Here is a 20,932-nt window from a genome sequence, read left to right as displayed (position 1 = left end):
GAGGCCCGGGGCGGCGCCGCACCGGGCCTCCCGTCCGTCAACGTGGTGCGGCAGACCGCCCATCGTGAGCAGGAGAGGTCGGGTCCCGTGACGGGACCCGACCTCTCCTGCTCACGAAGCGGGCAGCCAGCGCGCTACAGGTTGAGGGGGCTGCCGTCCTGCACGATGATGCCGTCGGTGATCGCACGCTTCCGCAGTGCCACCTTCGTGCCGACGTCGAAGCCGGCGACGCGGTACTTCTCGCGGATGCGCTTGAGGTAGCTCTTCGCGGTCTCCTCGGAGATGCCGAGCTGGTAGGCGACGCTCTTGACGGGCTCGCCGCCGCCGTACAGGGCCATCACGCGACGCTCCTGGGCGCTGAGCTTCGGGACGCCGCCGACGTCACCGCTGTTGATGGCGAGGTCGAGCTCGGCGGAGACGTACTGCTCGCCGCGCTGCGCGGAGCGGATCGCCTCGACGATCATGTCGGCGTCCTCGCTCTTCACCAGGTAGCCGAGGGCACCGGCGCCGAGGGCCTCGCGCACGACGTTCGGCTCGGAGTAGGTGCTCATCACGACGGTCTTGACGCCCGCGGTCTTGAGCGTCGAGATCTTCAGCGACACCGGGATGGAGTCCTTGAGGTCCAGGTCGAGCAGCACCACGTCGACGGGGAACGCCGGGCTGGTGAGCAGCTCGGGCCAGGTCGTCACGGCGGCGACCAGGGTGATGTCGTCCGCAGCGTTGCGGATCCACTCCGTCAGCGCGCCGAGCAGCATCCTGTGGTCGTCGACGAGTGCGAGTCGGATGGGTTCCTCTGGAGTCGCCATGCTGGCGTCCTTTCTCGGTGCGGTTGCTCCACCGATCCTAGGAGGAACGGGTTCAGCTGACGTGCAGGCGTGCGGGTGTCCCGCGCCTACATCGACGGATGTCGGTTGACGACGCAGTGCGCGACGATGTGCAGCGCGCCGTCCCGCACCGTCTCGGTGTACGGGCCGATGCGCTGCAGTGCGCTCCACGCCGTCGGGCCGAGGCTGCGCCGTGGGACCCCGCGGGACTCGATGACGACGGGCACGTCCATGGTCTCGTCGGAGACCGGGTGGCCGTCGGAGCCGATGGGGCCGAGCGTCACCGAGACCACGGGCATGCCGGGCTGGGCGGTCCGGCCGTCGCCGACCATCTGCCAGAGCGCCTGCAGCAGGCCGTCGCGTTGCGTGGGGGAGAGGTGGCCGGCGAGGGCGGTCGGGTCGGCGACGCTGACCGATCGGCCGAGGTGGTCGGACTCCGTGATGGCGTGGTAGAGCCAGGTCTCGCGGCGGCCCTCGATGAGGTGCAGTCGCAGCTCGGTGGCGAGCGACGCGGCGACGGAGCTCGAGGCGTCGGACAGCGGCAGCGGGTCGGTGCCGTTCGCGACGGCGTCGAGCAGCTTCTCGGCGGCCAGGTCGAGCCGGGCCAGCTCGTCGGACGCCAGCATGCCGACGGCGAACTGCGGCGCCTGCACGTTGCTCTGCACGAGCACGCGGTCGAGTTCGCGCTGCACGAGCTGCCGGAACCGCTGCACGACGTACAGGGCGATCGCCGGCGGCACCACGACGAGCGAGAGCAGAGAGACGATGCCGGGCAGGGTGTCCGCCGTGATCGGTGTGGAGACCGCGGCCATCACCACGAACGCCAGGCCGAGCACCGTGATCGCCGCCGCGACCTCGCGGGCGGGCCGGAGCGTCGCGATGGGCAGCAGCGCGAAGCCCGCCGCCATCGACGCCGTGGCGGTGTGGGCGATGTCGTGTTCGGGCCAGATGCCGACGAAGTCGAGCGCCACCACGCCGGCGAGCACCACGCAGATGAGCGCGAACGCCGGCCCGGTCAGGCGTTCCCCGTACGTCAGGACGCTCAGTCCGACGATCACTGCGGCGACGATGTACAGGCCCCAGGCGGCGGCCGGCAGCAGCGGATCGGAGTACTCGTCCCACCGGATCAGGAAGAACGCGATGCCGGCGACGGCCTCGATGGCGGTGAGGATGGCGGCACCGAGGCCCAGGTACCCCGCGCCGAGCGACGCACCGGGCTTGGCCGCCTGGCGCAGCGAACGGGCGCCGGTCGAGGTGGACGGCAGCCCGCGGGCCTGCCGACGTTCGCTCGTCCGGTACCGCTCACGGGCCTCCCGCCGGGTGCGCGGTGCGGGCGGCGCGGTCTCGCCCGGCAGCCGTCGGCCGATGGTGTCCTCGGGGACCCTGGTCATCGCGGTGCCTCCAGCACGACGGTGGTGCCGGAACCCGGCGCGGAGAACAGCTTGGCGTCGCCGCCGACCTCGCGCAGTCGGTTCACGACGCTCTCCTTGAAGCCCAGACGCTCGGCGCTCACGGTGGTGAGGTCGAAGCCGACGCCCGAGTCGGTGACCATCGCGCGCACCATCTCGTTGTCGTGCACGATCGTCACGTGCGCCTCGCCGACCCCGGCGTGCCGGCGGACGTTCTCGAGGCACTCGCCCAGGGCGAGCAGGAACGCGTCGAGCACGTTCGACGGCAGCAGGACCTGGCCGGTGCCGTGCCAGCTGACCTCGAGCCCCATCCGGCCGAAGCGCTGCTTGACGGACTCCAGGGTCTGCCCGAGCGGCGACTCCTCTTCGCGGGTGAGCGAGTAGTCGCCGGAGGACTGCGGCTGCGGCGTCGCGCCGAGGCGCAGGTGGCGCAGGAGTCGGGCGTCCTCGGCGGCCTGCTCGCGCATCGCCTGGTCGGACACCCCGACGCCGGAGTGCGCCAGCAGCGTCAGGGTGGCCAGGACGGTGTCGTGGAGCAGCCGGGCACCCTGGCGGCGCTGGGCCTCGGTCTCGCTCGCCTGCCGCTCCGCGCGGTGGGCCGAGCCGATCGTGTAGATGCGACGAGCGACGCGGGGGATGCTGCGCGAGATCCAGACGGCGACGACGGCCATGAGCACCCAGCCGAGCAGCGCGCCGCTGACCGGCGTCGACAGCACCGACCCGGAACCCCAGACCATCACGACGACGACGGCGACGCCCCCGGCGATCGTGATGCCGAGGCCGGTGGGGTGCCCGCGCTGCGCCATCAGGGGTGACGACATCCCGCCGGCGGCGAGGGGCATCACGGCGCTGGCGATGAGCGGACGCACGGGGTCGTCGACGCCGAAGAACAGCAGCAGCATCGCCGCGAGGCCGGTCGTGACGATCGCGGCGGTCCACCAGACTGCGCCGGAACGGCCGAAGAACACGAGCGCCGTGACCATGGCGGCGATGCACAGCAGACCCGCGGTGAGCGACGGCGCGGGCACGGCCGCGGCGGCGACGATGCCGACGACGCTCAGGAGCGCGCAGACGACGCCCACGACACGGGTCGTCGACCGCAGCAAGCGGTCGCGTTCCTCTGCGATGAAGTCCATCGATGTCCTGGTCGGTGACGGTCTGGGTGGTACGGGAAACCGAGCGTCGGTCAGCGCCGAACTCCCAGCCATCATTCCACGCGCGACACCCGTTGAGGGGTCTCCGGCGCGCCAGGTCGTGTCGGATGCAGCGAGATCGTTACTGCGGTGGCGTCCGGCGAAGCTGGCACAGCCGCGGTGCGCGGTTGCGTCCGGCAACGCTGGCACCGCCGCGGTGTGCGGTGGCGTCCGGTGCCGCGGCCGGGCGGCCGCGACCGTGCTGCCGCCCGCGGAGCCGCGCAGCCGCCGCTCAGGCCTCGAGCAGCCGCCGCAGGTGCGCCCCGACCTGCTCGTGCTCGATGAGGAACCCGTCGTGCCCGAACTCGCTGTCGATCACCGCGGCCTCGTCGCCGTCCAGGGCGTCCGGCACCCCGGCCGCGATGCGGTGCTGGTCCTCGATCGGGAACAGCCGGTCGCTCGACACCCCGACGACGAGCGTGCGGGCCGTCACCTGCCCGAGCGCTGCGGCGACCCCGCCCCTTCCGGCACCGACGTCGTGCGAGTCCATCGCGTGCGTCAGCGTGACGTAGGAGCTCGCGTCGAACCGCCGGGTGAACTTGTTGCCGTGGAAGTCGAGGTAGCTCTCCACCGAGAACCGTCCGTCGTCGCCGAGCGGTGAGACGTCGCTCTGCCACGACCGGGCGAACCGGCCGTTGAGTTCGTCCGGCGCCCGGTAGGTCATCAGCGCCATCCGCCGCGCCAGGGCCAGCCCGCGGTGCGGTCCCTCGCCCGCGTCGGCCTCGTAGTAGTCGCCGCCCGCGAACGCCGGGTCCATCTGGATGGCGGCCCGCTGCAGCGAGTTCGCGGCGATCTGGTCGGCCGTGGTCTGCGCGGTCGACGCCAGGACCGCCAACCGCTGCACGCGCGACGGGTGTGTGACGGCGAACTCCAGGGCGTGCATCCCGCCCATCGACCCGCCGACGACGGCCGCGAAGACCTCGATGCCGAGCCGGTCCGCGAGCTGCCGCTGCACCTCGACCTGGTCGCGGATCGTCAGGAACGGGAAGCGCGAGCCCCACTCGCCCCCGGAGGGCGCCACCGACGACGGTCCGGTCGTGCCCTGGCAGCCGCCGAGCATGTTCGGCGCGACGACGAACCAGCGGTCGGTGTCGATGGCCAGGCCGGGGCCGACGACGTCGTTCCACCAGCCGGCGGTGCGGTGCCCCGGTCCGGGTGCTCCGGCGACGTGCGAGTCCCCGGTCAGGGCGTGCAGGACGAGCACGGCGTTGCTCCGCTCGGGGTCGAGCGTGCCCCACGTCTCGTAGGCGACGCGGACGGCCGGCAGCCGCCCGCCCCGCACCCACTGCTCACCGAGGGCCTCGAACCGGCGGGCCCCGGGGTGGTCACCCGGACGCCAGGCACCGGTGACGGGCGGCTTGCCGAGGGTGCCGAGTTCGGTGCCGGGCACCAGGGTGGACGGCACGGAGTCCTCGGGGGTCGTCTGCCAGTCCATGGTGCGTCCAGTCTGCCGGGAGGCGCGGGTCGCCGTCGCCGTGTTACGTCACGCCCGGCGCGTGCCCGGGTCGCGCTCGCCGCTCCGTGTGTGCGCATGTTCCGACATCGTGCGCGTCGATCGACTCGTGGAACGTCGGAACATACACACGTACCGGATGCGTGTGCAACGGACGACATCCCACGCGTCGATCAACACGTGGGACGTCGGAACATGCACTCGTATCGACGCGCTCGCACCCGGGCACGCGCCGCGCACGCCCGGGCGACCGGCGTCAGGCGCGCTGGCCCTCCTGCGCGACGGCACGGGCCGCGGCGAGCCCGGCCTCGAGGTCGGCCCGCAGGTCCTCGACGTTCTCGATCCCGACCGACAGGCGGACGAGCCCCGGCGTGACCCCGGTCGTCAGCTGCTGCTCGGGCGTGAGCTGCGAGTGCGTGGTCGACGCCGGGTGGATCACGAGCGAGCGCACGTCGCCGATGTTCGCCAGGTGCGAGAACAGCTGCAGCTCGTCGACGAACGCCTTGCCTGCCGGCACCCCGCCCTTGAGCTCGAACGACAGCACGGCACCGACGCCCTTCGGCGCGTACCGGTTGGCCGCCGCGTACCAGGGCGACGTCGGCAGCCCGGCGTACGACACCGTCGCGACGTCGGGGTGCCGGTCGAGCCACTCGGCGATCTCCTGCGCGTTCGCCACGTGCCGCTCGATGCGCAACGACAACGTCTCGATGCCCTGCAGCAGGGTGAACGCGGTGTCCGCCGAGTTCGACGCGCCCAGGTCGCGGAGCAGCTGCACGCGTGCCTTGACGATGTAGGCGAGCTCGTTGCCGACGGCCTGGGCGAAGACGGCCCCGTGGTACGACGGGTCGGGCGTGTTGAACTCCGGGAACCGGTCGGCGTGCTCCGACCAGGCGAACCGGCCGGAGTCGACGATGACGCCGCCGATCACGGTGCCGTGCCCACCGAGGAACTTCGTCGCCGAGTGCACGACGATGTCCGCCCCGTGCTCGAACGGCCGGATCAGGTACGGCGTGGCGATCGTGTTGTCCACGATGAGCGGGACGCCGGACTCGTGCGCGACGTCGCTCACGCCGGTGATGTCGAGCACGTTGATCTTGGGGTTGCCGATGGTCTCGGCGAAGAACAGCTTGGTGTTCGGGCGGACGGCTCGACGCCACTCCTCGAGGTCGTCCTGGTCCTCGACGAACGTCGTCTCGATGCCGAGCTTCGCCAGCGTGTACTTGAACAGGTTGTACGTGCCGCCGTAGATCGACGACGACGACACGATGTGATCGCCCGCGCCGGCGATGTTGAGCACCGCGTACGTCTCCGCCGCCTGCCCCGACGACACCAGGAGCGCCCCCGAGCCGCCCTCGAGCGCCGCGATGCGCTGCTCGACGACGTCGTTCGTCGGGTTCATGATCCGCGAGTAGATGTTGCCCGGCCGGGCCAGCGCGAACAGGTCACGGGCGTGGTCCGAGTCTTCGAACACGTACGAGGTCGTCTTGTAGATCGGCGTCGCGCGGGCACCGGTCGTCGGGTCCGGCTGCGCCCCGGCGTGGACCTGCGTGGTCTCGAACCGCCAGGCGGCGGCGTCGTTCGTGCTCATCGGTGCTCCTGTCGGGTGCGGTGGTCGTCGGGGCGCGCCGTCGGCCGGGAGGCCCGTGGCGACGCTGCGTCGACCGTCACGGTACGCACGTGGCCGATCCCGCACCAGCGCACCCGCCTCGGGGCGTAACGGACGTGACGGAGGCGGGTCGTGCCTCCCGGCCGGCTCGGTGCGCCTAGCGCACCTCGTCCTTCCGGAACAACCAGTCGACCTTCGGTTCGAGCAGCCAGCGCATGCCGCGCCGCACGAAGGGCTGCGCCAGGAACAGGCTGACGGCGCAGGCGATCCCGACCATCAGCAGCACGAACGGCCACGCGGAGTGCTCGCCGGCGAGCACACCGGACTCCCGGATCGGGTAGAGCACGAACGTGTGGAGCAGGTAGACGTACATCGTCGCGGCACCGAACCGGGTGATCCAGACCGTGCGCCGGGGGATGAGCAGCAGGAACGACGCGGTGAGCAGCGTCGCGAGCAGCATCAGGGCGAAGCGCACGCCGCCCGCCCACCAGGCGTCCTCGCCGAGCCCGGAGTACGAGTCGTCGTAGAAGAACCAGTGGTGCAGGTCGAACTCCTTGAACTGCGGGATCCAGATCGCACACGAGACCGCCCAGGCCGCGAACACCACGACCGCTGCGGCGCGGACCCGGACGACCGTGCGGCGCGAGGCCTCGTACCAGCGGTCGAACAGCCCCCACTGCTTGACCTGCCACCCGAGCAGGAAGAACGGCAGCAGGCTGATCGCGCGGGACAGCGACAGCGTCGAGTCGACGTTGTCGAAGTAGCCGACGCCGATGCTGAACACGACCGCCCAGAACAGCGGCCACCGCAGCTGCGCCAGGTACGGCAGGATCAGCTTGAAGATGCCCAGGGCCAGCAGGAACCACAGGGTCCACGTCGGCTGGGTCGGGTTGAAGTCCTTGCCGCCCTCGACGATGCCCTGCACCACGGTCCAGATCGTCTGCATGATGATGTACGGCACGACGATGTCCGTGATCGTGCGGCGCATGCGCTTCGCGGTGGGGGTGTCCGCCGACGAGAAGTAGCCGCTGATCACGCCGAACGCGGGCATGTGGAACGCGTAGATGAACGTGTAGAGCGCCAGGGCGTGCTCGCTCGCGGGGGTCTGGCGCTGGATCGCGTGCCCGATCACGACGAGCGTGACCGCGACGAAGCGCGCGGTGTCCCACATGGGGATCCGTCGGGGCGTCCGGCCGGGCTCGAGGTGCGTCGCGGGGGCCGAGGGCGCGGGAGGGGCGGCGTCCGTCGTCATCGTCGGTCACGTTACCGGATCGTGACATGGTCGGCCCGGCGCCGTCCCGCTCGGTACGGTGGGCGAGCCGGGCCACGTGCGTCCGGCCACCGACGCAGGAGGCAGATCACATGGCAGCACGGCGCGCAGTCGTCACCGGAGCGAGCTCGGGCATCGGGGCGGCGACCGTCCGACTGTTCCGGTCGCGGGGGTGGGACGTGCTCGCCGTCGCCCGCCGCGCCGCGAAGCTCGAGGCGCTCGCCGCGGAGACCGGGGCGGACGTCCTGGTGGCGGACATCACGAGCGCGGCCGACGTGTCGGCGCTCGCGGACCGCGTGGCGGAGCTCGGCGGTGCCGACGTCCTCGTGAACAACGCCGGCGGCGCCTTCGGGTCCGCGAGCGTCGAGGAGTCCGACGTCGAGGACTGGCGCGCCATGTTCGAGGTCAACGTGATCGGCACGAAGCGCGTCGTCTCGGCCCTGCTGCCGCACCTGCGCGACCGGGCCCGTGCGACCGGGGGAGCGGACGTCGTCACGGTGACGAGCACCGCCGGCTTCGTGGCGTACGAGAACGGCGGCGGGTACAACGCCGCGAAGTTCGCCGAGCACGCCCTCGTCGGGGCGCTGCGCCTCGAGCTGAACGGCGAACCGATCCGGGTGGTCGAGATCGCGCCGGGCATGGTGCAGACCGACGAGTTCTCGCTGACGCGCTTCGGCGGCGACGCGCAGAAGGCCGCCGCGGTGTACGAGGGCGTGGCGGACCCGCTGGTGGCCGAGGACGTCGCCGAGGCGATCGTGCACGCGGTCGAGCTGCCGACCCACGTCAACCTGGACCTCGTCACCCTGCGACCGGTGGCGCAGTCGGCGCAGCACAAGCTGGCGCGCGGGCCGCTCACCCCGCGCTGAGCCGGAGCACGATGCCGCGCGCAGCGCCCGGGCGGTGGTCGCGGGTCGCGGGCGCAGGCTCCCTGCCGGTACCGTGGTCGGATGCCGATCAGCAGCGAACCCGAGCCCACGGCGTCGGTTCAGTCGACCGTGACCGTGACGAGCGGGCCCGAGGTGCTCGGGTGGCTGGAGTTCGGTGACGCCGCACGCCTGCTCGCCAAGGACGTCCTGTCCTCCGGGTTCGAGCCCGAGGTCGTCGTGGCGGTCGCCCGCGGCGGGCTGATCATCGCCGGTGCCGTGGCCTACGCGCTCGGCACCAAGGAGTGCGGCTCGATCAACGTCGAGTTCTACACCGACGTCGAGCAGCGGCTCGAGGAACCCGTCGTCCTCACGCCCGCACTCGACGCCCCGAGCCTGGCGGGCAAGCGGGTCCTGGTCGTCGACGACGTCTCGGACTCCGGCCGCACTCTGCGCCTGGTGGTCGACATCGTCCGCAACGCCGGGGCCGACGTCCGCAGCGCCTGCCTGTACTCCAAGCCGGGCACCGTCCTCGAACCGGACCACGTGTGGCGCCGGGTCGACGGCTGGATCACGTTCCCCTGGAGCGCCCTCGCACCCGTGACGGCCGAGTCGTGAGCATCCACCTGGTCGGCGGCGGACCCTTCGCCGCCTCGGACGCCGCAGCACCGTTCCTCGCCGAGGCCACCGCGCGCTCGGCAGCCGTCGGGCGGACCGTCCCGCGCATCGCCCTGCTCTCCGTCGCCCGTCCCGACGGCGCCAGCCCCTCGTCGACCGCCGACATCGCCGAGGTCCTCGGCGGCGCCCGTGCGGCCGAGGTGCTCGTCACCGAGGTCGCTGCCGGTCAGGCGTTCGACACCGCCGTGCTGAGCGACGTCGACGCGCTGGTCGTCGGCGGCGGCGTGACCCCCGACTACCTGACGGCGGTCGCCCCGCTCGTCGACCAGCTCCGGCTGCTCGTCTCCGACGGCCTGCCCTACCTGGGCTACTCGGCCGGTGCGATGATCGCGGCCGACCGTGCCCTGGTGGGCGGATGGCGCATCGGTGGCGTCGAGATCTGCCCCGAGGGCGCATCCGAGGGGCTCGACGAGGTCGAGCTCCGCGAGGGCCTCGGCCTGGTCGACCTGACCATCGACGTGCACGCCGTGCAGGCCGGCACGCTCACCCGCTTGATCGCCAGCGCCGAGGCCGAGTTCGTCGCGGCCGGGCTCGCGATCGACGAGGACACCACGCTCGTCGTGGGCGAGGGCGCCCTCGAGGTCCGGGGGACCGGCAGCGTCTGGCGTGTGGTCGCCGGCGAGGAATCGGTCTCCGTCGCCACCATGGGCGCGTAGTCGTCGTGGAACCACGACCCCTGGCCGACCTGGTCGACCCGGGCTGGGCAGCGGCGCTCGCCCCCGTCGAGGACGACGTGCACCGGATGGGCGATTGGCTGCGGGCCGAGACGGCCGCCGGTCGCCCGTACCTGCCGGCCGGCGCCGACGTGCTGCGCGCGTTCAGGGCCCCGTTCGACGCCGTGAAGGTCCTGGTCGTCGGTCAGGACCCGTACCCGACGCCCGGGCACCCGATCGGTCTGTCGTTCGCGGTCGACCCGGCCGTCCGCCCGGTGCCGCGCAGCCTGGCGAACATCTACCGCGAGCTGTCCGACGACCTCGGCGTGACCCCGCCCCCGCACGGTGACCTGCGGGCGTGGTCCGACCAGGGCGTCCTGCTGCTCAACCGGGTGCTCACGGTGCGTGCGGGCGATGCCGGCAGCCACCGCGGCAAGGGGTGGGAGGCCGTCACCGACCAGGCCGTCCGCGCCCTGGTCGAGCGCGGCACGCCGCTCGTCGCCGTGCTCTGGGGCGCCCAGGCCGGATCGGTGCGGCCGTTGCTCGGTGACACCCCGGTCGTCGCCTCGGCCCACCCGAGCCCGCTCAGTGCCTCGCGCGGGTTCTTCGGCAGCCGACCGTTCTCGCAGGTGAACACGCTGCTCGAGTCGCAGGGCGCCGAGCCCGTCGACTGGTCACTGCCCGGCGCCTAGGCGGTCCGCCGGCGCGGGGCACCAGTGTTGCGCACTCGCTCTCGGCTTGCGCGGCCGGGGGCCGTGCTCAGTAGGCTCGGAACGTGCTCGAGGAGGAATACCAGCGACGGCGGGTCCTGCCGCGTCACCTGCGTGCCCCGGCGGCGGCCGAGACCGCGTTCGCGTACCGCATCCGTGCGGCCGAGGTGAGCGACCTGCCCGACGTCCGCGAGATCCACACGCACTACGTCCGGAACTCGTCGGTGACCTTCGACCCGTCGGCGTTCACCTTCGCCGCGTGGAAGCAGCGCTACGACGACATCCGTCGGCGCACCCTGCCGTTCCTGGTGGCGGAGAACCCCGCCGGCCAGATCCTCGGGTACGCCCTGGTCGACGCGTGGAACCCGCGCGACCGCTCGAACCACGTGGTCGAGGACTCGATCTACCTCGGCGCGGCCTCCGGCGGCAAGGGACTCGGTCGTGCGCTCATGGAGGCGCTGCTCGACGAGTGCCGCGCTGCGGGCGTCCGCGAGGTCGTCGCCGTGATCGCGGACCGGCAGGCCGAGGCGTCGATCCGGCTGCACGAGCGGCTCGGCTTCGAGGAGGTCGGTCGCATGGGCAAGGTCGGCTACAAGTACGACCGCTGGCTCGGCACCGTCACGATGCGCCTCCGGCTGCGCGGCCCCCGCCTCTTCGCGCGCCGTCGGTAGCCCGCCGGACGGGAGGCACGTGACGGCCCCGCCCCGGGCCTCCCGTCCGTCCCGTGGTCACGTTCCGTGCGAGCACGCCCCTGCGCCTCAGCGCGCCGGCGCCTCCGCGATGAACTCGTCGCGGGTCACCCGCACCAGTGCCGACGCCGCCGCGGCGGCGGCCTCCGCGTCGCCGTCGACCACCGCCAGCCCGACGGCCTCGTGCCGGAGGGCTGCCTCGCGCGTCCACCCGGTGATGGGGTCGCGGGACTCCGAGGTGCGGGTGCACAGCAGCGCCTCGACGGTGCCGGCGAAGTGGGTGAACACGGCGTTCCCCGACCCGGTCAGCAGGGCGCGGTGGAAGCGGACGTCGGCCTCCAGGTAGGCGTGGCCGTCCTGCCGCCCGCAGGCGTCGAGCATGTCCCGCGCGGCCTCGAGCACCGCCGCGGCACCGGGTCCGCCGGCGGTGAGGGACGCCGCCACCGGTTCGACACCGAGGCGGAGTTCGAGCAGTTCGCGCTGCTGCACGAAGTACGCCGGCGACGCGCCCCGCCACCGGATCACCGTCGGTGCGAGCAACTCCCACGTGGCGATGCCGCGCACGAGCGTGCCGACACGCTGTCGGGGTTCGACCAGGCCGAGCGACTGCAGCACGCGGAGCGCCTCGCGGACGACCGACCGCGACACGCCGAACTCGTCGGCCACCTGCTCGGGCCGTACGAGGTCGCCGGGCGCGAGCACACCGTCGACGATCCGCTGCCCGAGGGTCTCGAGCACGTGGGCGTGCAGGCCGCGTGCGGTGGGCATCGTTCCTCCGTGCAGTACGTGTCACGAGCGACCGTGACGTGGGTCCCATCGAAGCGGCAGACTGCGGCCGAGGGCGGACGGCGCGCGGCACCCGTCGTACACTCTGATAAATCAGATTATTGCGGGGTCGGCCGATGCGTCGGTCCGACCCCGACACGAAGGCGACGGAGCCGCGCAGGTGCGGCTCCAGGAAGGGGCGCTGATGCCTCACGCTCTGTCAGACCCGGCCGGACCGGACCACCTCGGGCTCGTCCTCGCCGCCGGTGGCGGCACCACCGAGACCGTCGACCCCTCGGGGTCCGTCCCGCAGCTGATCATCGCCGCGGTCGTCGGCATCGTGGTGATCATCGCGCTCATCACCTGGCTCAAGGTGCACCCGTTCATCGCGTTGGTGATCGGTGCGCTCGGCGTCGGCATCGGCGCGGGGCTCGCACCGGACAAGGCGGTCACGAGCTTCGGCGACGGCTTCGGCGCGACCATGACGAGCGTCGGGATCCTGGTCGGCCTCGGCGCGATGTTCGGCAAGATGCTCGTCGACTCCGGGGCGGCCGACCGCATCGTCGACACCCTGGTGCGCCGGTCGTCCCGGGCCGCGCTGCCCTGGACGATGGCCCTGATCGGTGCGCTCATCGGTCTGCCGATGTTCTTCGAGGTCGGCCTCGTGCTGCTCATCCCGATCATCGTGCTGGTCGCCAAGCGCAGCGAGGTGCCGATCATGAAGATCGCCGTGCCCGCCCTGGTCGGCCTGTCGACGATGCACGCGTTCGTCCCGCCGCACCCCGGACCGCTCGTCGCGATCTCGACGGTCGGCGCGAACCTCGGCACCACGCTCGCCTTCGGCATCGTGCTGGCGATCCCGGTGATCATCCTGGCCGGCCCGTTGTTCGCCCGCTTCGCGGCGCGCTGGGTCGACATCCCCGCACCCGACATGTTCGGCTCGCGTGGCGCGGTCGCCCCGGCCGGCCCCGGCTCGGGCTCGGGCTCGGCGTCCGGCGCCTTCGCCGACGACCCCGCCCACCCCGGACGGGAGGCCCGGCGCGGCCCCGCCACGCAGGACACGGCGTCCCTGCCCAACGGCAAGAGCGACTTCACCCGCGTCATCAGCGAGCCGCGCAGCCCCTCGTTCACGGTCGCGCTGCTCGGCATCCTGCTGCCGGTCGTGCTCATGCTCGCGCAGGCGATCCGCGAGGCCACCGCCCCGGAGGCCACGGGCTCGTGGGTGAGCCTGCTCGACTTCCTCGGGTCGCCGATGATCGCCATCGGCATCGCCGCGGTCTACGCCATGGTCTTCTTCGCGATCGGCGGCGGCATGGACCGCTCGGCCGTGGCGAAGTCGCTCGAGAGCGCCCTGCCGCCCGTCGCGGGCGTGCTGCTCATCGTCGGCGCCGGCGGCGGGTTCAAGCAGGTGCTCATCGACACCGGCATCGGCGGGGTGATCGCCGACGCCGTGCAGGAGTCCGGCATCTCGGTGCTGCTCGTCGCCTGGGTCGTGTCGGCGCTGGTGCGCGTGGCGACCGGGTCGGCCACCGTCGCCACCGTGACGGCCGCGGGCATCATGGCGCCGATCGCCGCCGACTTGTCGTCGCCGATGACGTCGCTGCTCGTGCTGGCGATCGGTGCCGGGTCGGTGTTCCTGTCGCACGTCAACGACGCCGGGTTCTGGCTCGTCAAGGGGTACCTCAACACGACCGTCGGGCAGACGTTCAAGACGTGGACGGTACTCGAGTGCCTCATCTCGGTGTTCGGCCTGCTCGGCGTGCTGCTGGCCGGGGTGTTCATCCGATGAGCGACGTGACCACAGCAGCCGAGGCCACCACCACCGGCCCGGACGCCCGCGTCCTGGTCGTGATGGGGGTGTCCGGGTCGGGCAAGTCCACGGTCGCCGCCATGGTGGCCGAGCAGCTCGGGTGGGCGTTCGCCGAGGGCGACGCCATGCACCCGGCGGCGAACGTCGCGAAGATGCAGGCCGGCACCCCGCTCACCGACGAGGACCGCTGGCCCTGGCTCGAGGTCGTCGCCGACTGGATCCGGGGGCACCTGGACGCCGGGACGAACGGGGTCGTGACCTGCTCGGCGTTGAAGCGCTCGTACCGTGACGTGTTGCGGGCGCCCGGGGTGGTGTTCGTGCACGTGGCCGGTGACGGTGCCCTCATCGAGGAGCGGATGTCGCAGCGGTCCGGCCACTTCATGCCGACGTCGCTGTTGCGGTCGCAGCTCGCCACGCTCGAGGCGCCGGAGCCCGACGAGTCCCACCTGACCATCGCCGCCGACCGCACGCCCGAACAGGAGAGCGCCGAGGTCGTCGAGCGCCTCGGACTGGTCCCGATCCCGAGAGGCTGATCGGGCGCGGCCCGGCAGCATGGCCCAATGGCGCTCGACGACTCCCTGTCCCTGCTGACCCGCGGCTACGGGTTCGGCGCCCACCTGTGGCGTCGGACCCGCCCCGGTGCGCGGGCCGTGCGGTTCCGGCTGCTCGGCAAGCCCGCGCTGTTCGTCCGCGGTGCCGAGGGGGTCGAGCTGTTCTACGACGGTGCCCGGACCGCCCGACACGGAGCGATGCCCGCCATCGTGCAGCGCACGCTGTTCGGCGTCGGGTCGGTCCACAGCCTCGACGGCCCCGATCACCACCACCGCAAGGCGACGTTCGTCGACGTCTCCTACGAGGACGAGCAGGTGCGGCGCCTGGCGCCCCTGCTGACCCAGGAGTGGGCGGCGGAACGGGCCGCCTGGGTCACGGGTGGGACCCGGTCGGCGTACGACGCAGCCGTCGGGGCGATCGGCCGCGCGGTCATGCGGTGGGCAGGACTGCCCGGCACCCCCGCGGCGAAGACCCGGTGGGCGGCGCGACTGGCGCAGGTCGTCGACGGCTTCGGCGTGCCGTACTCGCCTGAGTACCTGCAGGCCGTCCTCAACCGGCACTGGTCCGACCGGCACGCGAAGCGGCTGATCGAGGCGGTCCGAGGTGGACGCCTCACGCCCGCGCCGGACACCGCCCTGCACGAGTGGGCCTGGCACCGTGACCTCGACGGGGCGCTGCTGTCGCCGCGGCTGGCCGGCATCGAGCTGCAGAACAGCATCCGTCCGGCGATCGCCGTCGCCCGCTTCGTCGCGTTCGCCGCCAAGGAGCTGCACGACCGCCCGGAGTGGCGGTCCCGCATCGCCGCCGAGACCGCGGCGGTCGCCGGTGCGCCCGGGAACGCCCCGTCCGAGGACGGGCAGTCCGTGGACGGCCCGCCGGTGGACGGCCCGCTCGCGGTGGCGTTCGCGCAGGAGATCCGCCGCACCGCGCCCTTCGTGCCGATGCTGCCCGCCTGGGCCACGACCGACGTCGAACTCGACGGCGAGCACCTGCGTGCCGGTGGGCGGGTGGTGCTCGACATCACCGGGACCGACACCGACGACCGCTCCTGGGACCGCGCCGCCGACTTCGACCCGACGCGGTTCCTCGGCGTCGACGACTTCGAGGCGATCACGACCTTCGTCCCGCACGGCGGTGCCGACGTCGCGACCGGTCACCGCTGCCCCGGCGAGAAGGTCGCCATCGCGGCGCTCGCAGCCGGGGTCGCCGTGCTGAGCGACCCGCGGGTGACGATCCTCGACGACGGGCTCGAGGTCGACCGACGGCGGTTGCCCACGAAGCCGGCGTCGGGCGGGACGGTGCGGGGCGGCTGCCCGTTCCACTGACCGTCGGATCTGTCGACCCCGCCCGGGCCGTCGTGGTCGCCCGGTCGTCCTCGGTGCTCAGGTGAAACGGATCGGCGTGCCGACCGGCAGGGCGGCGAGGGTCCGGGTCATCTGCGCCGAGATCCGCACGCAGCCGTGGGAGCTGCCCGTCGGGTCGGGGTAGTAGTGCAGCGCGGTCAGCGCCGCGTTCCCGCCGTACGACGGGATCCGTGAGGAGTGCGCGCCGGTCAGGATGATCGGGTTGCCCTGCGTGTACGTGACCCGGGTGTCGACGTAGGCGGCCTCGACGTAGGTGGCGGTGTCGGTCGGTGTGGGGTCCTCCGGCGTGCCGAGCCGCGCGGCCTCGGTCGCGGTGACCTCGCCGCCACGGGTGACGACGGACACCGTGCTCGCCGCCACGTCGACCGTGATCATCCGGTCCGTCCGGGTGATGGTGAAGTCGGCCGCCCGGGCCCAGGCGAACGTCGCACTCGGCGCGTCCGGGTCGCCGCCGTCGCCGGGGGTGCGGTTGCGGGACGGCGTCGACACCAGGATCATCCCGCCGTCCTCGCCGGGGGAGCGACCCCACACCGCGGTCGCCGCCGGCCGGTTGATCGTCGACACCAGGTGGGACAGGGTCGCCACGGGGCGGGCCCGGCTCGACGGGCTCGCGTACAGGGCGACGAGCGGCGTGCGCGGGGTCGCGATCCGCCAGGTGTCCTCGGGCTGCACGTCCCCGCCGTCCAGCAGCTGCGGCACGACGGCGTCGTGGAACGCCAACGGCAGCGCGGCCAGTGCGGCGTCGGACGGTGCAGCGGGGACGGCGGCGAGCGCGGGCTCGGGGCTCGGGGTCGGCGTGGGCGTGGGCGTCGCCGTCGCGCGTGCCGCACGGGTCGGCTCCGGCGTCGGGGAACCGACCGTCACCCCCACCACGACGGCGACGGTGACGATCGCCACCGCGCCGGCGGTCGTCGCGATCCAGGTGGTCCGTCGCACAGTGTGTCCCCTCGGTCGTGTCTCAGCGTTCGGTGACGCGGCCGCCCTCGACGCGCCACTGCCGGTCGAGCCGCACCGTCTCCAGCATGCGCCGGTCGTGCGTCACGAGCAGCAGGGTGCCGTCGTAGGACTCCAGCGCCTGCTCGAGCTGCTCGATCGCCGTCAGGTCGAGGTGGTTCGTCGGTTCGTCGAGCACGAGCACGTTCACCCCGCGGGCCTGCAGCAGGGCCAGCCCGGCGCGGGTCCGTTCCCCGGGGGAGAGCGCCGATGCCGGTCGTCCGACGTGGTCCGCCTTGAGGCCGAACTTGGCGAGCAGCGTCCGGACGTCGGCGGTCGTGTACTCGGGGACGACCGCCTCGAACGCGGCAGCGAGCGGCTGGTCGCCGGTGAACGCGGCACGGGCCTGGTCGACCTCGCCGACCGCGACGCTCGAGCCGAGCGACGCGGTGCCGGTCGTCGGCGCCTGCTTGCCGAGCAGGGCCCGCAGCAGGGTGGACTTGCCGGCGCCGTTCGGCCCGGTGATGCCGATGCGGTCGCCGCCGTCGACCTGCAGCGACACCGGACCGAGCGTGAAGTCGCCCTGCGTGAACGTGGCGTCGGACAGTGTCGCGACGACCGCCGACGAGCGGGGCGCGCTGCCGATCGTGAACTCGAGCTGCCACTCCTTGCGCGGTTCCTCGACCTCGTCGAGCCGGGCGATGCGGGACTCCATCTGCCGGACCTTCTGCGCCTGCTTCTCGCTCGACTCCGAGGCGGCCCGACGGCGGATCTTGTCGTTGTCCGGATTCTTCTTCATCGCGTTGCGTACGCCCTGGCTCGACCACTCCCGCTGGGTCCGGGCACGGGAGACGAGGTCGGCCTTGGTGGACGCGTACTCGTCGTACGCATCACGCTTGTGCTGCCGGGCGATCTCGCGCTCCTCGAGGAAGGAGTCGTACCCACCGCCGAACAGCCGGTTCGACGACTGAGCCAGGTCGAGCTCGAGCACCGCGGTCACCGAGCGGGCCAGGAACTCGCGGTCGTGGCTGACGAGCACCACCCCGCCGCGCAGCCCGCGCACGAACGCCTCGAGCCGGTCGAGCCCGTCCAGGTCGAGGTCGTTCGTAGGCTCGTCGAGCAGGACGATGTCGAACCGCGACAGCAGCAGCGCGGCGAGTCCGACGCGGGCGACCTGCCCACCGGACAGCGCGGTCATCAGGGAGTCCGGACCGACGCCGTCCGCACCGGAGCCGTCGGCGCCCGTGCCCGGCTCCAGCCCGAGGTCGGCGAGCACGGCCGGGATCCGGTCCTCCAGGTCGGCGGCGCCCGCGGCGAGCCAACGATCGAGCGCTGCCGAGTACCGGTCGGCCGCGGCATCGCCGGCGTCGGGGTCGCCGAGCGCCGCAGCGGCCGCGTCCATGACGGCGGTCGCCTCGGCGCAGCCGGTGCGTCGCGCGATGTACGCGGCGACGGTCTCGCCCGCGATGCGCTCGTGCTCCTGGGGCAGCCAGCCCACGAACGCGTCCGTCGGCGCCAGGGAGACCGTGCCGGCGAGGGGCTCGTCGACCCCGGCGAGCAGCCGCAGCAGGGTGGACTTGCCGGCACCGTTCACCCCGACGACCCCGATCACGTCGCCGGGTGCCACCGTCAGGTCGAGGGAGTCGAACAGCGTGCGAGCGGCGTACCCGCCGGACAGGCCCTTGGCGACGAGCGTGGCGGTCATGCGCCCATCGTCCCACGCGGAGCACACCACCCACGTGCAGCAGACTGGGCCGATGGACTCCTGCGTCTTCTGTGCCGTGATCGCCGACGACGAACCCGCCGTGTGGGTCGAGCGCGAGGAGCACGCCGTCGCGTTCGCGCCGCTGCCGGACTCCGCGCTCGCTCCCGGCCACACCCTGGTCGTCCCGGTCGAGCACACCGCCGACCTGCTCACCGCCGGGCCCACGGCGCTCGCCGCCACCACGGCCCTGGCGCAGCGGGTGGCCCGTGCGATGAAGGGTGCACTCGGCGCGACGGGCACGGTGGTGCTGCAGGCCTCCGGCGCGGACGCGGGCCAGAGCGTGCCGCACCTGCACTTCCACGTCGTGCCGTGCTGGCCGGACGACGGCACCACCCACTGGCCCGAGCGACGGTCGGCGCACGTGGTGGACGGCGACCCCCACGCGCTGCTCGCCGAGATGTTCGAGTAGCCGGCGCTCCCGGACTCAGCCCTCCGGCGGCCCCAGGCGTCCCGCGCCCACGGGCAGGAGTCCTGCCCGGTACTCCAGGACGTCCGCCCGCCCGACGGTCACCGACACCGCGCCGAACCGCCACACGCGGTTGTACAGGTACACGCCGACCACCGTGTCGCCGTCGTCGGGCACCGCCCACGTGCCGGTGCCCCACTGCGCCGGCTGGCCGACGCCGTCGATCGTCACGGTCGGCCGGGCGAACCAGGTGAACGGGGCACGCACGAGCCGGAGTTCGAGCCGGCGCTTCGTCGTGCCGGAGGGGAGCGGGGAGTCCACCACCGAAGGGTACCGGCCGCCGACGCCTAGGCTCGGAGACGTGTTCGAACTCCACCACCTCTCCGCACAGGAACTCTGGGACTGGATCCGCCGGGGCGAGGCGACCGCCCTCGAGGTCACCGAGCACTACCTGGGCCGCGTGGAACGCCTGGACGCCGGACTCGGCGCCTTCGTGACGGTCATGGCGGACGCGGCACGGACGCGAGCCGACCGTCTCGGTCACCTGGTGCCGACGTCGCGACCGCTGTGGGGCCTCCCGTCCGCCGACAAGGACCTGTACGACCGCGCCGGGGTCCCCACGCGGAACGGGACCACGAGCCTGCCGGAGCGGCCCGCGTCGGCCGACCACCCGCTCGTCGCCGCGCTCGACGCGGCCGGCACCGTCAGCCTCGGCAAGACGGCGTCACCGGAGTTCGGCATGTCGTCGTCGTCCGAGACCCGGTTCGGCGTGACGCGGAACCCCTACGACACCACGCGCGCGCCGGGCGGCTCGTCGAGCGGCGCCGCCGTCGCCGTCGCTGCCGGGCTGCTGCCGGCCGCCGTCGGTTCGGACGGCGGGGGATCGGTGCGCATCCCCGCCGCGGCGACCGGACTCGTCGGCCTGAAGCCGAGCCGCGGCCGCGTGCCGTCGATGCCCGGCCGCTCCGGCGTCGGCGGGCTGTCCGTCGCCGGGCCACTCGCCCGCTCCGTCGCGGACGCCGGCATGCTCCTCGACGCCCTGGTCGCGCCCACGGGGTTGCCGGAACCGTCGCCGTACGCCCTGGTCACGCCCGACGTCGGCGAGGGGCCGTTCACCGCTGCGGCCGTCCGCGGCGAGGGCCGGTTCGTCGTCGGGCTGCTCGACGGCTCGCCGTGGGACGACACCGTCGACGTGGTCGTCGACCCCGCCGCCCGGGCCGCCGTCGAGACCGCCGTGCGGGTGCTCGGCGAGGTCGGCCACGGCGTCGAGGACGTCCGGATGCCCCGCGTGCCCTACGCCGACGCGTTCCGGGTCGCGTGGGAGAGCTCCGCCGCCCGGCTGCCGATGGTGCCCGGCATCGACCTGTCGGCGCTCACCCCGCTCGTGGCGTGGCTCGTCGCACGCGGTCGGGCGCTGACCGGCACGCAGGTCCTCGAGGCGATGACCACGCTCGACACCTTCTCGACGACGCTCATCAGCGCGTTCGACCGGTTCGACGCGGTGCTCACACCGACGCTCGCGCTCACGCCGCGGCCCCTCGGCTGGTACGGCGACGACCCGGAGGAGGACTTCCGCCGCCAGTGCGCGTACTCGCCGTGGACGTCGATGGCGAACGTGTCCGGGCTGCCGGCCATCACCCTGCCGGTCGCGGTCACCGACGACGACCACCCGGACGGCGGCGGCCTGCCGATGGGCGTGCAGCTGATCGGACGCCCCGGCGGCGAGCGCGTCCTGCTCGCGATCGGCGCGCAGCTCGAGCGCCGGTTGCGGTGGCAGCGGCGGCACCCGGCCGCCTGGACCGCCTGACGGGAGGCCCGTGCCGGGTCGCGCGCGCGGCGCCACGCGGCGGCGTCCGTGCGTGCGCATGTTCCGACCGAGCACCCGTCGATCGACTCGTGTCCCGTCGGAGTGTGCACGCGCATCCGGTGCGTGCGCATGTTCCGACGGACCACGCGTCGATCGACTCGTGGAGCGTCGCAGAACGTGCC

At 73.1% G+C, this 20,932-nt stretch carries 20 protein-coding genes; 10 read left to right on the top strand and 10 right to left on the bottom strand.

Annotated elements, in window-relative coordinates:
- Window positions 1-134 precede the first annotated feature (134 nt).
- The 6 genes from I8920_RS09135 to I8920_RS09110 all read right to left on the bottom strand — a co-directional run bounded on the left by I8920_RS09135 (window position 135) and on the right by I8920_RS09110 (window position 7,737).
- A complete protein-coding gene (locus tag I8920_RS09135) occupies window positions 135-806 on the bottom strand; it encodes a response regulator transcription factor (RefSeq protein ID WP_198656065.1) in 672 nt (223 codons plus the stop codon).
- A gap of 86 nt (window positions 807-892) precedes the next feature.
- Window positions 893-2,215, bottom strand: a complete 1,323-nt coding sequence (locus I8920_RS09130; RefSeq protein ID WP_198656064.1) for a hypothetical protein — start codon at window positions 2,213-2,215, stop codon at window positions 893-895.
- Entirely contained in the window at window positions 2,212-3,369 is a 1,158-nt protein-coding gene (locus I8920_RS09125) for a sensor histidine kinase (RefSeq protein WP_198656063.1), read from the bottom strand. The genes I8920_RS09130 and I8920_RS09125 overlap by 4 nt, the downstream gene beginning before the upstream one ends.
- A 289-nt stretch (window positions 3,370-3,658) precedes the next feature.
- Complete coding sequence (gene metX, locus I8920_RS09120) at window positions 3,659-4,861, bottom strand: homoserine O-acetyltransferase MetX (protein ID WP_198656062.1); 1,203 nt, start codon at window positions 4,859-4,861, stop codon at window positions 3,659-3,661.
- 274 nt (window positions 4,862-5,135) lie between these two features.
- A complete protein-coding gene (locus I8920_RS09115) occupies window positions 5,136-6,467 on the bottom strand; it encodes a bifunctional o-acetylhomoserine/o-acetylserine sulfhydrylase (RefSeq protein ID WP_198656061.1) in 1,332 nt (443 codons plus the stop codon).
- Window positions 6,468-6,642: 175 nt separating this feature from the next.
- A complete protein-coding gene (locus I8920_RS09110) occupies window positions 6,643-7,737 on the bottom strand; it encodes an acyltransferase family protein (protein WP_198656060.1) in 1,095 nt (364 codons plus the stop codon).
- Window positions 7,738-7,847: 110 nt separating this feature from the next.
- Here I8920_RS09110 and I8920_RS09105 point away from each other — a divergent pair, with 110 nt between their 5' ends.
- The 5 genes from I8920_RS09105 (at window position 7,848) to I8920_RS09085 (ending at window position 11,330) form a co-directional block, all read left to right on the top strand.
- A complete protein-coding gene (locus tag I8920_RS09105; RefSeq protein ID WP_198656059.1) occupies window positions 7,848-8,621 on the top strand; it encodes an SDR family oxidoreductase in 774 nt (257 codons plus the stop codon).
- 81 nt (window positions 8,622-8,702) lie between these two features.
- Window positions 8,703-9,236: a phosphoribosyltransferase gene (locus I8920_RS09100; protein WP_225559094.1), complete on the top strand. Its 534-nt coding sequence runs from the start codon at window positions 8,703-8,705 to the stop codon at window positions 9,234-9,236.
- A complete protein-coding gene (locus tag I8920_RS09095) occupies window positions 9,233-9,952 on the top strand; it encodes a Type 1 glutamine amidotransferase-like domain-containing protein (RefSeq protein ID WP_198656058.1) in 720 nt (239 codons plus the stop codon). Before I8920_RS09100 ends, I8920_RS09095 begins: the two co-directional genes overlap by 4 nt.
- A 5-nt stretch (window positions 9,953-9,957) precedes the next feature.
- Entirely contained in the window at window positions 9,958-10,641 is a 684-nt protein-coding gene (locus I8920_RS09090) for a uracil-DNA glycosylase (protein ID WP_198656057.1), read from the top strand.
- Between the two features lie 83 nt (window positions 10,642-10,724).
- The gene (locus I8920_RS09085; RefSeq protein ID WP_198656056.1) at window positions 10,725-11,330 is read left to right on the top strand and encodes a GNAT family N-acetyltransferase; all 606 of its coding nucleotides are present in this window, start codon (window positions 10,725-10,727) and stop codon (window positions 11,328-11,330) included.
- A gap of 87 nt (window positions 11,331-11,417) precedes the next feature.
- Here I8920_RS09085 and I8920_RS09080 read toward each other — a convergent pair whose 3' ends face one another.
- Complete coding sequence (locus tag I8920_RS09080) at window positions 11,418-12,116, bottom strand: FadR/GntR family transcriptional regulator (protein ID WP_198656055.1); 699 nt, start codon at window positions 12,114-12,116, stop codon at window positions 11,418-11,420.
- Window positions 12,117-12,318: 202 nt separating this feature from the next.
- Between I8920_RS09080 and I8920_RS09075 the strand changes: the two genes are divergently transcribed.
- Genes I8920_RS09075 through I8920_RS09065 form a run of 3 tightly spaced genes read left to right on the top strand, consistent with a single transcriptional unit; the run spans window position 12,319 to window position 15,800 of the window.
- Window positions 12,319-13,902: a GntP family permease gene (locus I8920_RS09075; RefSeq protein WP_198656054.1), complete on the top strand. Its 1,584-nt coding sequence runs from the start codon at window positions 12,319-12,321 to the stop codon at window positions 13,900-13,902.
- A 5-nt stretch (window positions 13,903-13,907) separates the two neighbouring features.
- Window positions 13,908-14,456, top strand: coding sequence for a gluconokinase (locus I8920_RS09070; protein ID WP_442873557.1), 549 nt, complete (start codon window positions 13,908-13,910; stop codon window positions 14,454-14,456).
- 27 nt (window positions 14,457-14,483) lie between these two features.
- Window positions 14,484-15,800, top strand: a complete 1,317-nt coding sequence (locus I8920_RS09065; protein ID WP_198656052.1) for a cytochrome P450 — start codon at window positions 14,484-14,486, stop codon at window positions 15,798-15,800.
- Between the two features lie 57 nt (window positions 15,801-15,857).
- On the opposite strand, the gene I8920_RS09060 is transcribed toward I8920_RS09065, so the two are convergent.
- Together I8920_RS09060 and I8920_RS09055 are read right to left on the bottom strand one after the other, a co-directional pair.
- Window positions 15,858-16,775 (bottom strand): L,D-transpeptidase, encoded by a 918-nt coding sequence (locus tag I8920_RS09060; protein ID WP_198656051.1) that lies wholly within the window; start codon window positions 16,773-16,775, stop codon window positions 15,858-15,860.
- 22 nt (window positions 16,776-16,797) lie between these two features.
- Entirely contained in the window at window positions 16,798-18,477 is a 1,680-nt protein-coding gene (locus I8920_RS09055) for an ABC-F family ATP-binding cassette domain-containing protein (RefSeq protein WP_198656050.1), read from the bottom strand.
- A 52-nt stretch (window positions 18,478-18,529) separates the two neighbouring features.
- Here I8920_RS09055 and I8920_RS09050 point away from each other — a divergent pair, with 52 nt between their 5' ends.
- Entirely contained in the window at window positions 18,530-18,946 is a 417-nt protein-coding gene (locus tag I8920_RS09050) for an HIT family protein (protein WP_198656049.1), read from the top strand.
- Between the two features lie 15 nt (window positions 18,947-18,961).
- Here I8920_RS09050 and I8920_RS09045 read toward each other — a convergent pair whose 3' ends face one another.
- Window positions 18,962-19,264, bottom strand: coding sequence for a hypothetical protein (locus tag I8920_RS09045; RefSeq protein ID WP_198656048.1), 303 nt, complete (start codon window positions 19,262-19,264; stop codon window positions 18,962-18,964).
- 40 nt (window positions 19,265-19,304) lie between these two features.
- Here I8920_RS09045 and I8920_RS09040 point away from each other — a divergent pair, with 40 nt between their 5' ends.
- On the top strand, window positions 19,305-20,750 hold the full coding sequence (locus tag I8920_RS09040) for an amidase (protein ID WP_198656047.1): 1,446 nt from the start codon (window positions 19,305-19,307) through the stop codon (window positions 20,748-20,750).
- Window positions 20,751-20,932: the final 182 nt, after the last annotated feature.

The organism is Curtobacterium sp. YC1 (assembly GCF_016267665.1).
Taxonomy (GTDB): Bacteria; Actinomycetota; Actinomycetes; order Actinomycetales; family Microbacteriaceae; genus Curtobacterium.
This window is presented reverse-complemented; position numbering and strand designations above follow the sequence as displayed.